We start from the raw sequence: 14640 nt of genomic DNA, 5'->3' as shown, positions 1-14640 counted from the left end.
ATCGCGCCTCATTTTGAATACATCCCGATTTGGAGGTCTCAATATGAGAATCGACAAGCTCACTACCAAGTTTCAAGAAGCACTCGCCGACGCGCAAAGTCTCGCGGTCGGCAATGACAATCAATATATCGAACCGGTTCATCTGCTTGCTGCGCTGATTGCACAGCAGGACGGCTCCGCGCGCTCGCTGCTCTCGCAAGCGGGCGTGCAGGTTCAGGCGCTGGAAACCGCGTTGAAAGACGCAATGACGCGTTTGCCGCAAGTTCAGGGCACGGACGGCAACGTCCAGGTCAGCCGGGATCTCGCCGGCTTGCTGAACAGCGCCGACAAGGAAGCGCAGAAGCTGAACGACACGTTCATTGCGAGCGAGATGTTCCTGCTCGCCGTGGCCGACGACAAAGGAGAAGCCGGCCGCATCGCGAAGCAGCATGGTTTGACGCGCAAGGCGCTCGAAGCCGCGATCAATACCGTGCGCGGCGGCGGCCAGGTGCATAGCCAGGACGCGGAAAGCCAGCGCGGCGCGTTGAAGAAATACACGGTCGACCTGACCGAGCGCGCGCGCGCCGGGAAGCTCGATCCGGTGATCGGGCGCGACGATGAAATTCGCCGCTCCATCCAGATTTTGCAGCGCCGGACGAAGAACAATCCGGTGCTGATCGGCGAACCGGGCGTGGGCAAGACCGCAATTGTGGAAGGTCTGGCGCAGCGGATCGTGAACGGCGAAGTGCCGGAATCGCTCAAGAGCAAACGCGTGCTTTCGCTCGATATGGCCGCGCTGCTGGCGGGCGCGAAGTATCGCGGAGAGTTCGAAGAACGCCTCAAGGCAGTGCTGAGCGACATCGCGAAGGACGAAGGGCAGACCATCGTCTTTATCGATGAAATCCATACGATGGTCGGCGCCGGTAAAGCCGAAGGCGCAATGGATGCGGGCAACATGCTGAAGCCGGCGCTCTCGCGCGGCGAACTGCATTGCATCGGCGCGACCACGCTGGACGAATACCGCAAGTACATCGAGAAGGACGCGGCGCTCGAACGGCGTTTCCAGAAAGTGCTTGTCGATGAACCGTCGGTGGAAGCGACCATCGCGATCCTGCGCGGCCTGCAGGAAAAGTACGAACTGCATCACGGCGTGGAGATCACCGATCCGGCGATCGTCGCGGCGGCGGAGCTGTCGCATCGCTATATCACGGACCGTTTCCTGCCCGACAAGGCTATCGATCTGATCGATGAAGCGGCGTCGCGCATCAAGATGGAAATCGATTCGAAGCCCGAAGAGATGGACCGGCTCGACCGTCGCCTGATCCAGTTGAAGATTGAACGCGAAGCGGTCAAGAAGGAGAAGGACGATGCATCGCAGAAGCGCCTGCAATTGATCGAGGAGGAAATCGAGCGGCTGGATCGCGAGTATTCCGATCTCGAGGAAATCTGGATGGCGGAAAAAGCCGCCGTTCAGGGCAGCGCCACGCTCAAGGAAGAGATCGAGAAAGTGCGCGCCGATATCGTGCGTTTGCAGCGCGAAGGCAAGCTCGAAAAAGTCGCCGAATTGCAGTATGGCAAGTTGCCGGGGCTCGAAGCGCAGTTGAAGCAGGTGACGCAAGCTGAAACCGCGGAGCAAAGCAATCCCACACGGCCGCGCCTGTTGCGCACGCAAGTGGGCGCCGAGGAAATCGCGGAAGTCGTGTCGCGCGCCACGGGCATTCCTGTGTCGCGGATGATGCAGGGCGAGCGCGACAAGCTCCTGCAGATCGAAGCCAAGCTGCATGAACGCGTGATTGGCCAGGACGAAGCGATTGGCGCGGTGGCCGACGCAATCCGCCGTTCGCGCGCGGGTTTGTCGGACCCGAATCGGCCGTATGGTTCGTTCCTGTTCCTCGGGCCGACGGGCGTGGGCAAGACCGAGTTGTGCAAGGCGCTCGCCGCGTTCCTGTTCGATTCGGAGGATCACCTGATCCGTATCGACATGAGCGAATTCATGGAGAAGCACAGCGTCGCGCGTTTGATTGGTGCGCCGCCCGGGTATGTGGGTTATGAAGAGGGCGGTTATCTGACCGAACTCGTGCGCCGCAAGCCGTACAGCGTGATCCTGCTCGATGAAATCGAAAAGGCGCATCCGGATGTGTTCAATGTGCTGCTGCAGGTGCTCGACGATGGCCGCATGACCGACGGGCAAGGGCGCACCGTGGACTTCAAGAACACGGTTATCGTGATGACATCGAACCTTGGATCGCACGTGATCCAGTCGATGGTCGGCGAGCCGCACGAAGCGGTGAAGGACGCGGTGTGGGAAGAGGTCAAGCTGCATTTCAGGCCGGAGTTCCTGAATCGTATCGACGACGTTGTCGTGTTCCATTCGCTCGACCGCAGCAACATTCAGTCGATCGCGAAGATTCAGTTGCAGCGGCTGCACGAGCGGCTCGCGAAGCTGGAGATGCAACTCGATGTGTCCGACTCCGCGCTCGAGTTGATCGGCAAGGTTGGTTACGACCCGGTGTTCGGTGCGCGTCCGTTGAAGCGCGCGATCCAGCAGCAGATCGAGAACCCGGTCGCGAAGCTGATCCTGGCCGGCAAGTTCGGACCGAAGGACGTGATTCCCGTCGATACGCGAGATGGCGAACTGGTGTTTGATCGCGTCGTGCATTAAGACGCTGTTGGTAGTTTGATAAGAGCGCCCGGTGATATTCATCGGGCGTTTTTTTTGTCCGGATCAGGAAGGGCTTTGGGTTTACCCCGTTTAGCGACACTAGGACATCGTGATAATCTGGGCTGAGTTATCTGACGTCATATCTAAATTGGGAGTAAAAATAAGCCACCTTCGAATTAATTTAAGGCGATAGTTATAGGACGTCTGTTCAATAAACCAACCTGACTTCTACATGAAAAAAATCAAATTGTTGTTGGTGGCGGCTATTGCGTGTGTCGGCTCGGTGAACGTGTACGCCAAAACCAGCGATCAGGCATCCCTGGACTCGGCCGTCCAGCGTCTGCACGCGGCAATGATCGCCGGCAACGGCGCCGAACTGAAGGCACTGACCACGCCCACATTGAGTTATGGACATTCGAACGCCACGGTCCAGAACCAGCAGGTTTATATCGAGACGATCACGAGCGGTCAGACGCACTACAAGCGCATCGATCTGACTCAGCCGAGCACCACACTCGCCGGCGATAACGCCATTGTCCGGGATCATTTTTCGACAACGGTGGAAAGCGGAGGCAAACAGACCGACGTCGAACTCGATCAACTGATGGTGTGGAAGAAGTACGGCAATAGCTGGAAGCTGCTCGCGCGCCAAGGCTACAAGCACTGATGTGAAAAGGGGCAACGGATCACTCCGTTGCCCCTTTTTCCTGCATCAAGCGTCAAGCAGACCGATCAGGCCTTCGGTTCTTCGCCTTTGCCAAGCAATCCGCCCAGTGCGCCCAGACCACCCAGCGAACCCAGCACGCTCGTCAGATCGAGCTTGCCGTCTGCCGGCACTTCGCCGTTGGGCGTGGCCTTGTCCACGAGATGCGGCAGCACTGCGGCCAGCATGCCGCTCAACTGGTCGCCCGACACGCCCGCTTTTTGCGCGAGGTCCGTGACCGCGCCCGAGCCGAGCACGTTAGTCAGGGTGTCGGAGCTGATCGGCTTGTTTTCGCCATGACCGATCCATGACGAGACAACATCGCCCGCGCCGTTTTCATGGAAGCGCTGGATCAGGCCGGTCAGGCCACCCGGCTGGTTGTTGATGAATTCCATTGCTATGGCGACCAGACCGGCCGGTGCTGCGCCGCCACCTTCCGGTGACGATTTGCCAAACGAGGAGGCGAGGGTATCGAGTAGGCTCATGGCTGTCTCTCTCAAAAGCAGTACGGGTTGATATCGCCCGGCGGTTGTGTTGCCGTTGCTTGCCGGGCGAAGAAGGCGCCGTCCCGCAGGACGGCGGTTGTTCTGCTGCATGGCGACCTGAGCGCGCCTGATTTCGAGGCTTGATTTCGAACGTTGTGCCGGTGGCCATTGCACGAATGACACGCTCGTTGTGTCAAGGCTCAAACGCGCGTCAATGCGTCGCTGTCCTCAGGTTGCTGCCGCGTCGCTCGCGGCTTTCTTCTTCTTTGACTTCTTCGACGCCTTGGCGCCGCTCGCGCCAGATGCCGCGTCAGCAGTGGTGGTGGCCGAGCCGCTTGCAGCGTCCGCCGCTTTTGCTTTCTTCGATTTTCTGCCCTTCGGAGCCGAGGCCGCATCCGGCGTGACCGCGGGCGTGGTGGCGGTCGTCGCGGCGGGCGAAGTGGCGGCCGTTGCAGCAGCCGACGACTTCACTGTCGATTTACCCGGCGCAGCGCTCGTGCTCGTGGCAGGCGTTCTGTTCCCGGCGGGCTTTGCGCCCGTTGGCGGCGCGGATGAGCCGCCGATGGTCAAACCGGCTTCCTCCAGATGCGTCACGGACTTCGTGCCAAGCCCTTTCACACGACTGGCGAGATCGTCGGCGTCCTTGAACGGACCGTTCGCAGTCCGTTCGTCGATGATCGCTTTCGATTTCACCGGCCCCAGCCCTTTGATGGCTTCGAGCGAGGATTGATCCGCGGTGTTCACGTCAGTGGCCGCGAATGCGGCACCAATCGACAACGAGAAGACCAGAAACAGCATCAACAGCTTTTTAAGCATGACAAGTGCTCCAGGTTAAAAGCAAAAAGGAGAAATCAGTGTCGCGGTAGCCGTCACGACTTTACTGGAAGCCTGGCCAGAAAGTCCAACTAGCATAGGACAAAACGATCGTCAGGATAACGGCGGAGAAGGCCGATTAGCCCGGGCAGCATTAATTTTGACAACAGGGCCGGCTATTATTTTGCCGTCGAACCGCTTGCCCCGCGACGTTTCGCTTCTCTGTGGCAATTATCGCCAGTGGCGTGGCGGATAAGGAAGTTTCCGGCAAGATTTAACAGTTTCTGAATGTCGTGGCGATTAACTTGGGCCATCTATCTTGTCCACGTGTTTCAGCCCTTCGTCCTGGTCTTTGCAAATGCGCCGCGCACCTCGAATTTCACCGAATCGACCACTTCGCCGCGTTTATCGATGAGTTCCAATGTGTGATGTCCAGGCCACGGCAGCCATGCCATGCGTTGCGCGCGCCCGGCCGGCTTGCCGTCCAGACGCCATGCACTGCCCGAGGACGCGCCTTGTCCGCTTTCGAACCAGACGCGCTGGCGGGAGGCGGGAATATCCGGATCGAGCGCGAAGATCGTGCCGTCGGTCGGCGTGGCGATCCGCGCCGCACCGCCGTTGACCGTGCCTTTGCCGGGCGCGGCTCCTTCCGCATTCGCCGATAACGCGATCCGCGACATCTCCGTCCCGCTTAAAAACCAGTCATCGCGCGTCGGCTCTATATCGTTCTGATACACGATCTTCGTGCGCACCACGCCCGCAGGCGCTGTAGGAGTGGGGCTCGCCGTGTGCCGATGCAGGTAATTGACGAGCGCCGCCCACACGGGCGCCGCGCCCGTCACGCCGGACACGTCCCACATTGGCGCGCCGTCGGCGTTGCCGACCCACACCCCGACCGTGTAGCGCGACGTGTACCCGACCGCCCAGTTATCGCGCATGTCCTTGCTCGTGCCGGTTTTCACGGCGCTGAAAAAGCGCGTGGCGAGCACGCTGTCAAAGCCGAATGTGCGGGTGCGGGCGTTGTTGTCGGCGAGAATGTTGGTCACGATAAAGCTCGCCTGCGGGCTGAAAATGCACTTGTTCGGTACAGCGGACGCATGCGCGGGGAGATCGAACAGGGGGCCGGCGAGACCGCCGTTAGCCAGCGTGCGATACGCGTTTGCAAGCGAGACGAGCGTCACGTCGGCGCTGCCCAGCGCGAGGCTGAAGCCATAGTAATCGCCGGCTTGCGTGAGCGGCAAGCCGAGCGACACGAGCGTCTTCGCGAACTTGTGCGGCGTGACCATCACGAGCGTGCGCACCGCGGGCACATTCAATGACGACCCCAGCGCCGTGCGCATGCTCACCCAGCCCTTGAAATCGTGATCGTAGTTTTGCGGGATATACAGGCCGCCGCCCGTGGCGAGATCGAGCGGGGCGTCGTCGAGCAGGGTTGCCGGCGTGAGACGCTTTTCGTCGATGGCCTGAGCGTATAAAAACGGCTTCAACGTCGATCCGGCCTGACGCAATGCGAGAACCGCATCGACTTCCGGCGCATTCGACAAACCGCCCGCCGAGCCGACCCACGCGAGAATCTCGCCGCTGCGGTTGTCCATGACAATGACCGCGCCGTCGTGCACGTTGCGTTGATGCGCGCGCGCGTTGAGTTCGAGCAAGGTGCGCGCGAGCGTATCGCGGGCGAAGCGCTGAAGGCGTGTATCGAGCGTGGATGAAATACGCGCGCCGGCTTGCGGATGGACTTCGCTTGCAATACGGCGCGCGAAGTGCGGCGCGAGCGATTCCGAATCGGACGGGCGTTGCGCTGCCGACGCCGTGTGCGTCAACGTCAATTGAACGTAGCTATCGAGGTTCATGCACGGGTCCGCCGTCGATGACTTTGGCCGTTTCATGTCGCGCAAGATCCCGCACGCGCGCGCCGATACCTTCGCGTAATTCGCATTCGGCGCGCGCACGAGCGCGGCCGTAAGCGCCGCCTCACGCTCGTTCAATCCAGAAGGCAGCTTGCCAAACAACGTCTGCGATAAAGCGGACAAGCCGACAATTTCACCGCGAAACGGCACGAGATTGAGATACGCCTCGAGAATTTGATCCTTGCGCCACGCGTGGTCGAGCCACAACGCGCCGACCGTTTGCGTCGCTTTTTCGGTAACCGATCTTCGGCCTGGCTGGCGATCGTCATCGATCAAACCGGTCAGTTGCATGGTCACCGTCGACGCGCCGCGCGTGCGCGTATTCCACAGGTTCGCCCACGCGGCGGCAGCGGCGCCACGCCAGTCGACACCGCTGTGCTCGAAGAACCGCTTGTCCTCCGAAACGACAATCGCCTCGCGCAACGCCGGCGATACATCCTGCAACGCGACCCAGTCGCCGCGCCGCTCCTTTGTATCGATGCGCGTGCGCTGCAGCGGCTCGCCATCGCGGCCAAGCAGCAGCCAATCGGAACTGCGCCAGCCCGAGCGCACTTCGTCGAAGCTCGCCATTGCGTTGGCCGAGCCGGCGAGGATGCATCCGAGAAGAGCGAGAGCGGCGCGTTTCATCGGCTTATCTCATGGGCTTATTTGACGGTGGCAAGCGGCGCGACAACCACGGTTGCATTCGGAATCGCGCCGAATACAGATGGCGCGTACAGCGCTTCCACGCGCGTTGGCGGCAAGCCGAACGTGCCCGCGTTATTCAGGCGGACCGTATATTCCACCGCCAGTTTTCCCTTCGGCAGATAGTCGTAGTACGCGCGATATCCATCGAAACCTCGTTCCACGAACGCCGGCCATGCACCTTGCGGACTCTTTTCGCCTTCGGTCGCGGCTTCCGAATCGCGGCCAAGACCCGAGCCGAGAATCGTTGCGCCTGCCGGAACCGGATCGTTCACGACGACCCACGTCATGTCGCTTTGGGCATTGATATCCAGGTGCACGCGTACAATGTCGCCGCGCGAAAGCGTGCCTTTCACGGCGGGATTGAGCGGCGTGATGGTCTTGGTGATCCGGTAACCCGCGGCGAACGGCGCCTTCAGCGCAACGGCCGCAAGGCTTTCGATGGTCGCCCAGGGTTTCCCGCTGCCGTCCTGCGTGAGGTTCAGCGCGCCGGAACTCCACGGCAACGTCACGCTGCGCGGAGTGGCGGCCGAAGCAGGCACGGCGGGCGTATTCCAGTCGATGGCTTTCTCGACTCCGCCGAGCGCAATTTTCGTTTGTCCCGCAACCGGCGTGCTTTCGAATACGCGCGAGAAGCGCTCGACGGCAAGCTTGCCCCACAGATTCGATGTCGTGGTTGCCCACGCGCCGTTCTTCTGCAATGCGAGCAATCCGCCGATCAGCCGGGGCATTTCGTCCTTCCACGACGGGTTATCGGCGAAAAGCAAGGCCATGCGCGCCGCGTTCGTTTCCGGACCGGTCATTAGCCAGTAAAGGTCGTCATCGGCGGCGGTCGAGAAGGTCAGGCGCGTGCCCGAATACGTCATTCTCGCGCGCAGGATCTGATCGACTTGCGCGCGCTGGTCGTCGCGCTGCGCAATGCCGTTCACTCGGGAAAGGATCGCGTAGTAATCGAGCAGTGCGGACGTGGGCCACTGGTTCGGCGCAATCGTGATCGAGCCGAGCATGCGCGGTTCGGCGAGCCCATACCGCGACAACGCCTCGATTGCCGAGAGCTTCACGAAATCCAGATCCTGGCGCGGCGACCAGAACTTGCGCTGGATTTTGCCTTCCACGAAGTTCGTCAGCGCGCCCGCGAGCCTGTCGCGCAGATCGTCGGGCAGGGCGTAGCGGCGATCCGCCTTCGATGCTTCGTCGCTGACAGCAAGCAGATACGCCGACAAAGCCGGACTGCCGTAGGCACGTGAATCGTCGGCGGGCGGGAAGTAGTTCGCGAGCCCGTCGCTATCCAGATACGACGGCATGCGCGCAATCACGGTTTGCCATTGCGCGAGATCGTCGAGTCCAAGCGAACGCGATGTCTGCTGCTCGAGGCAACTATACGGATAACGCTCGAACCAGCGGCGCACGCCTGGCAAGCCATCGGCGAGTTTGGGCTGCAAAGTCACCGCAATGCCGCCGCGGATCTGACCATCGGCCGATGCCACCGCCGTTTCCGGCGGCGCGACCGGCAAGGTGTAGGCGCCATCGACTTGCGTGATGGTCGCCTGTTGAACGGTCACGGGAATGGCCGCCACGACGCGTTGCGTGAGCTTGATCGCGTCGGCGGCTTTCGGACCGCCTTGCTCGGCTGCGTTCACTTGCCAGTTCAACGCGCCGGTTGCCGCCAGCCCGATCGCGTCCGGCGTGTTCACGTCCCAGGCAATTTCCTTCGATGAATCCGGCCCAAGCTCCACCGTTTGCGCTTTCAGGTCGAGTGAAGGCATGTTCGGCGTGACCACGACCTGCATGCTGCGCGCTGTCGTATTACGCAGCGTGAAGAGGGCGCGGAACTGGTCGCCCACCCGCACGAGCGGCGGCAAGCCCGAGATCAGTTGCAGGTCCTGCGTGCTGCGTATCGATGCGCTTCCAGTCCCGAATTGCCCCGCGCCGACGGCCGCTATTGCAACGATACGGAAACTCGTCAACGCATCGTTCAAAGGCACGTCGACGGTGGCCTCGCCGTTTGCATCCAAGGTGACGCGCGGGTTCCAGAGCAAGAGCGTATCGAAGAGTTCGCGCGTCGCGCTATGTCCGCCGCCGCCGCCCGCGGGCACGGCCTTGCGTCCAAAATGGCGGCGCCCGATGATCTCCATTTGCGCCGTCGATGTCTCGACGCCATACGCGCGCCGTTGCAGCATGGCGTCGAGCACGTTCCAGCTTTCGTTCGGCATGAGTTCGAGCAGGGCTTCATCCACCGCGGCGAGCGCGATTTGCGTGCCAGCAGGCGCGGGTTTGCCGCCGGGCAAGCTCACGCGGACCTTGACATGGGCCTTCGAGCGCACGGCATACGACTTCGCGTCGGGCGTGACCGTCACGCCAAGCTTGTGCGCGGCCGTGCCGACCTTGATTTCGCCCAGGCCGTATCGGAAAGCCGGCTTCGACAAATCGACGAGCGGCGTTGGCGCTTCATATTGCCGGCCTTCGTACCAGAATGCGTGCGCCCAGTCGAGCGGCGATTTCCAGCCCCAGGTGAAAAACGAATACCAGGGCACTTCGTGAATCCGCCCGCGAATCGCAAGTACCGAGACATATACGTTCGGCCCCCACGTATCCTTCACCTTCAATTCGATAGTCGGATTCCTGCCATCGAGTTCCACGACCTTCGTTTCCACAATCCCTTCGCGCTCCACGGCAACGAGCGCGGTCGCGAAACGGAACGGCATGCGCACCTGGAAGCGCGCGGTTTCGCCGGGTTCGTAGCTGGTTTTCTCGGGCAACACGTCAATGCGGTCCGTATTTTCGCCGCCGAACCAGAGCTGGTCTTCGCGCGTCACCCACACCGACGTGGTCGCGTTGGCCACTCGTCCATCGCCGTCCTTCGCGACCGCGATCAAATCCACGTTGCCGGCTTCCTTGAGTTTCGCATCGCAGGAAAGCAGGCCGTGGTCGTCGCTCTTGCCGCTGCACAGCGTGCCCAGGTCTTTGGTTTCCGTGTGGTTGTCGTAGGCGTAGAAACCGCCGACCATGCGCTTGCGCGAACTCGTCATGGTGCGCGCGACGCCGCGGATTTCCAGTGCAACGCCTGCTCTCGGCTTGCCCTGCAAATCGACGGCAAGCGCCTGGACCGGCACCGCGTTCCCAACCGATACCCAATCTCCCGCCTTGATGCCCACGGCAACCTCGGCGGGCCAGAGCGTGGCGTCGCCGCGCAATGTCTGGATCTCGCCGTTCGGGTCGGCGAAGGTCGCTTCCAGCGCCAGCCGTTTCGGCGCTTCGACCAGCGGAAGCGACTTGAGCGTCAGCGTTCCCGCGCCGTTACGATCAAGTGTGAGCGCGGTTTTATCGGCGACGAGTTTGGCTGTCGATGTGTCTTCCTGCGAGCCGGAATTGTCGTCGTCGCCCTGGGTTGCGGGCGCGCTGGCGCCGTCGTCGGCAGGCTTTTTATAAGGCGCGAAACTGAACGATTCGAACTGCGAAGCAAAAGGCGGCGATGCGTCTTTCATCAACGCCGATATTTGCACAGGCAGGTTCGACGCCGGTCCACCCGACACATATTCAATCTGCACCGCGAGCGGCGCTTCTTTTGCCGCCACGAGCGCGCCGGTTTTCTGGTCGCGTATCCCGATCGATCCCTTGAACACCGGAAGACGGAATTCCTCGACGCGGAAACTGCCCGTATCGATGCTCATGGAACTGGACGCGGAATCGTCGTCGCTGGCGTCGACCTTGCCATCGTCCAGCGTCACGCTGTATTCGCCGAGCTTTGCCGCGGCGGGAATGGGAAAGGTGGAATCCGCGCTGTGATCGGCGGTCCATTTGAGCGGCAGGCGATAAGTCTGGCCGCTGCCCAGATGCCGGATCGTCACGCGCGATGGCGTATGCGCCGGGAATGCAAAACCGCCGAGCGTTTCCTCGCGCATCAGATGCTTCATGGACACCGTTTCGCCCGCGCGCAAGAGTGTCCGGTCGAACACGGTCGTGGCGCGCGTGGTGTGATCTCGGCTCATGTCGGTCGGGACATTGAAACGCCAGTTTTCGATGCCGCGATTCCAGTCCGAACGCACGAACGCCATGTCGGGTCCGGTCTTCGGATCATCCACACGCGCCGATACGAAAAATCCCGACCAATCAAGACTATTTTCATTGCAGTCGTTGAGCGACGCGAGCGGCTTGTTGATTGTCGCGATGCCTTGCGCATCCGTTTTCGCCTCGGCGATCTGGGCGCCGTTGCAATCGCTCACGCGGACTTGCGCGTTGGGCACGGATTTGCCGCTGTCGAGCGCCGTCACCCAGACAATGCTGTTCTCGCGTCCCTGCTTGAAGTGCACGCCAAGGTTCGTGACCAGAACGGACGTGCGCACATACATGGCTTGCGGCTTGCCAAGCAGCGACGCCCCAAGCGCCGGCGACGCCAGTTCGACCACATAAAAGCCCGGTTTCGCGAGCGGGATGCCGACCACTTCGAACGGCCGCAAGGACTTCGGATCAGCTTGCGGCACGCTCAAGGTCTCGACGCCCGGCTGCTTTGCGAGCAGGGACAACGAGCGGATATCGATTTGCGGATTTTTTGCCGTGCTGCCCGGCGCGTAGACCGGCTTGATACCGGTGTGAAGCACCTGCGGCATGTCCGCTTCGATTTGCGAGACCGGCATGGAGAAGCCGTCGAACCGGTCGACTGTCTTCATCCATCGGCGAATATCCGTGTCCGCGTCCACACGCAACTCGGTCACGCTCGATGCGCCCGCATTCAATCCGCTGACCTTCAGGTCGGCTTCCACGTGGCGCAGCGTGACCGGCAACATGGCGGGCATGTTCGGCTCGGCGAAGCGCTCGATGATCCCGAACGTGGACGATGAAAACTTCGCAAGCGGCGGCATGGGCGCGGTTGTGGTTTTCAGCGGAAAGAGATCCGCATTGGACAACGCGCGGCCGCTCGCGTCCTTCAATCCATTTGGCAATTCGATCGATAAATCTGCGTGTTCCGGCAACGGCGCCGCGAACTCGACCGTGCTGATTTCGCTGTCTTTTTCGTCTGGATCGAATTTCGGTGCTGCATTGCCGCCCGGGCCATGCAGCGTGATCTTCGCGGCGTCGGCGCGCGGCACGGGCGAACTGAAACGAATCCGCAGCGGACGCAACGGCGTGCAAGGCGCTTTTGCGTTTTCGCGTTCGCACGAGAAACTCGCGGTGAAGGGTTCGCGGACATCGAAGTCGAAGCGCTTTTCCACGTCGTTCGCGAGCCCGCTCGGACCCGTTACGCCACGGCCGTACACGAGTTGCATCTTGGTCGCCGACGGCAAGGTCTGCTGGCAAGCAAGCGTGAGGACGCGTGCGCTGTCTTTCTCGAGATGGAAGTGCTTGAGAAGCGCTGTGCGCGACGTGGTGTCGACGGATTTCACGGGAATGCGGTTACCCAATCCGTTCGATTCGCACCAGATGTTTTGCAGCGCCGATGCTTCGGTTGCAGGGCCATTCAGGCGCAGCACGAAGAACTGGTTTTCTTCTATTTCACCGTAGCCCGGCATGACGCCGAGGACGAACGGGCCGCCCGTTTCAAATCGATACTCGCGCGGTCCGGTGAGCGCATTGCCGGTGCTGGATTTGAGGCCGTCGGCGAGTGTCACCGAGCAGCGCATGCCGGGACTCAGGTCCTGATTGAAATCGTAGGCCCACGTCTTACTGTCGATCCAATGGGCCGAACCAGCCGACCCGCCGCCGCTGCAATGTACCTGGGCCGGCGCTTTCGCGGCCGCGTCGCCGAACGCTGTCATGGCCGCGTCGAACTTGACCACCACCTGCCGCACCTGCGTCACCTTGCCTTGCGGCGAAACGCTTACCGTGCGGGCGGCGTCGGCGCGATGCGTGGCGCCAAGAAATCCCGTTGCCAGCAATGCGACAGCGACGGCCGAAGCCAGCGTCCACGTTCGTTTTTTTATGACGCCGATCATCGATTACGCTCCAGGATGGCCAAAATCGCTGGCGATTTTACCGGAGCATTACGTCATCCTTGCCCGTTGTTTCCATCGCGCGACAAGAATTCTCAGATTGTTTGCATCGAATGCGCAGTGTTGCGCATCAGGCGATATGCCGCCTGCTCACTTTGCGCCAATAGAGAAACAGTCCGACGCCCGCCACGCCCAGGCTCGCCGAATTCGCGACCCAGAAGCCGCGCGCGCCTTGCAGCCACGGCGGCGCAAATCCGCCTACGTTGAAGCCGAGCAGATAACCGCCGCCTAGCCCGATTCCCCACAGCGCAACGGCGTAGATGACCGTTGGCACGACCGCGACCTTGTAGGCTCGCAGCACGAACGCTGTGGTGATCTGGAGGGCGTCGAAGAGGTGATAGAACACGACGATCGCGAGCAGCGGCATGGCTGCGGCGATCACCTGTGCATCCGGCGTGTAAGCCATCAGCACGTACGGCCGCAGCGCGAACAGCACGATGCCGTACACGCATGCAATTGCGCATGAGAGCGCAATGCCGTGGCGCGCGAGGGAACGGGCGGCATCGAAACGTTGCGCGCCGAGCGCCTGCGAGACGAGCGTGGCCGAAGCCACGCCAATCGAAAGCGGCGTCATGTAGAGCACCGCGCCAATATTGCCCGTGATCTGATGACCTGCAAGCGTGGTCGTGCCGAAGTGCGAGATGAACAGCGCCATGAACGTGTACGACGTCACTTCGATGAGATAGGACAAACCCATCGGAATGCCGAGCTTGAGCAGCGCCTTTTGACGTTGCCACACCGGCCAGCAAAAGCGCGAAAAGATGCCGAGCGGCCGGAAGAACTCGACGCGCACGAGGACCGTCAGTCCGACAATCGCAATCAGCCAGTTGATCAGCGTACTCGCGATGGCGCAGCCCGGGCCGCCCAGCGCCGGCATGCCGAAACCGCCGAAAATGAACCACAGGTTGAGCGGCACTTTCAGCACGAGCGCGCCGACCTGCAGGAACATTACGAGGCGCGGCTTGCCGAGCGCGTTGGCGAGCGAACTGTAGACGCGAAACGCGAGACTCGCGGGCAAACCCAGCGAGAGAATGCGCAAATAGGAGAGGGTGCGTTCATGAAGCGCTGGCGGGGCATCGGCGATGCTCAGGAGCGGTTGCGGAAAATACAGGCAGACGAAGCCAATCACCGACAACACCGCCGCGAGCCACAACGCCTGGCGCACTTCCTCGCCGATCTCCGCTTCCTGCCGCGCGCCGAACAGTTGTCCGGCGATGGGCTGCAAGGCGGTGAGAATGCCGGTCAGGCCAATGTAGACGGAAATGTATATCGATGAACCCAGGCCGAGCGCGGCCAGGTCGGTGGCGGAAAAGCGGCCGACCATGGCGGTATCGATTACGCCGAAAGCAATGATCGCCAGTTGTCCGATCAGCACCGGCCACGCAAGCGCCGCGATCTTCCGTACGTCTGGCCACAT

Annotated in this window: 7 protein-coding genes; 2 read left to right on the top strand and 5 right to left on the bottom strand. The window is 61.5% G+C overall.

The window, feature by feature from the left end; genetic code table 11:
* The first annotated feature begins 43 nt into the window (after nucleotides 1-43).
* Nucleotides 44-2641 carry an ATP-dependent chaperone ClpB gene (gene clpB / locus ACRWA7_RS25630; RefSeq protein ID WP_060856315.1) on the top strand — a complete coding sequence of 866 codons (2598 nt, stop codon included), beginning with the start codon at nucleotides 44-46 and terminating at the stop codon, nucleotides 2639-2641.
* Nucleotides 2642-2873: 232 nt separating this feature from the next.
* Nucleotides 2874-3308, top strand: coding sequence for a nuclear transport factor 2 family protein (locus ACRWA7_RS25625; protein WP_060856314.1), 435 nt, complete (start codon nucleotides 2874-2876; stop codon nucleotides 3306-3308).
* A gap of 65 nt (nucleotides 3309-3373) precedes the next feature.
* Here the strand turns inward: ACRWA7_RS25625 and ACRWA7_RS25620 are convergent, their stop codons facing one another.
* The 5 genes from ACRWA7_RS25620 to ACRWA7_RS25600 all read right to left on the bottom strand — a co-directional run bounded on the left by ACRWA7_RS25620 (nucleotide 3374) and on the right by ACRWA7_RS25600 (nucleotide 14640).
* On the bottom strand, nucleotides 3374-3829 hold the full coding sequence (locus tag ACRWA7_RS25620; protein WP_060856359.1) for a YidB family protein: 456 nt from the start codon (nucleotides 3827-3829) through the stop codon (nucleotides 3374-3376).
* 228 nt (nucleotides 3830-4057) lie between these two features.
* The gene (locus ACRWA7_RS25615; protein WP_438393066.1) at nucleotides 4058-4645 is read right to left on the bottom strand and encodes a ComEA family DNA-binding protein; all 588 of its coding nucleotides are present in this window, start codon (nucleotides 4643-4645) and stop codon (nucleotides 4058-4060) included.
* Nucleotides 4646-4974: 329 nt separating this feature from the next.
* On the bottom strand, nucleotides 4975-7179 hold the full coding sequence (gene pbpC / locus ACRWA7_RS25610; RefSeq protein ID WP_438393064.1) for a penicillin-binding protein 1C: 2205 nt from the start codon (nucleotides 7177-7179) through the stop codon (nucleotides 4975-4977).
* A 17-nt stretch (nucleotides 7180-7196) separates the two neighbouring features.
* Nucleotides 7197-13166: an MG2 domain-containing protein gene (locus tag ACRWA7_RS25605; protein ID WP_438393062.1), complete on the bottom strand. Its 5970-nt coding sequence runs from the start codon at nucleotides 13164-13166 to the stop codon at nucleotides 7197-7199.
* Between the two features lie 127 nt (nucleotides 13167-13293).
* Entirely contained in the window at nucleotides 13294-14640 is a 1347-nt protein-coding gene (locus tag ACRWA7_RS25600) for an MATE family efflux transporter (RefSeq protein ID WP_438393060.1), read from the bottom strand.

Origin of the sequence: Caballeronia sp. DA-9, from assembly GCF_051615025.1 — a bacterium.
Taxonomy (GTDB): domain Bacteria; phylum Pseudomonadota; class Gammaproteobacteria; order Burkholderiales; family Burkholderiaceae; genus Caballeronia; species Caballeronia sordidicola.
Note: the sequence above shows the minus strand (reverse complement) of the source record. Positions and strands in the feature narration are given on the sequence as shown.

Excerpts from the sequence above, each read along its gene's own strand:
- ACRWA7_RS25615 (WP_438393066.1), bottom strand. The coding sequence starts at position 4,645 with ATGCTTAAAAAGCTGTTGATGCTGTTTCTGGTCTTCTCGTTGTCGATT.
- ACRWA7_RS25625 (WP_060856314.1), top strand. The coding sequence starts at position 2,874 with ATGAAAAAAATCAAATTGTTGTTGGTGGCGGCTATTGCGTGTGTCGGC.
- ACRWA7_RS25600 (WP_438393060.1), bottom strand. The coding sequence starts at position 14,640 with ATGTGGCCAGACGTACGGAAGATCGCGGCGCTTGCGTGGCCGGTGCTG.
- pbpC (WP_438393064.1), bottom strand. The coding sequence starts at position 7,179 with ATGAAACGCGCCGCTCTCGCTCTTCTCGGATGCATCCTCGCCGGCTCG.
- ACRWA7_RS25620 (WP_060856359.1), bottom strand. The coding sequence starts at position 3,829 with ATGAGCCTACTCGATACCCTCGCCTCCTCGTTTGGCAAATCGTCACCG.
- clpB (WP_060856315.1), top strand. The coding sequence starts at position 44 with ATGAGAATCGACAAGCTCACTACCAAGTTTCAAGAAGCACTCGCCGAC.
- ACRWA7_RS25605 (WP_438393062.1), bottom strand. The coding sequence starts at position 13,166 with ATGATCGGCGTCATAAAAAAACGAACGTGGACGCTGGCTTCGGCCGTC.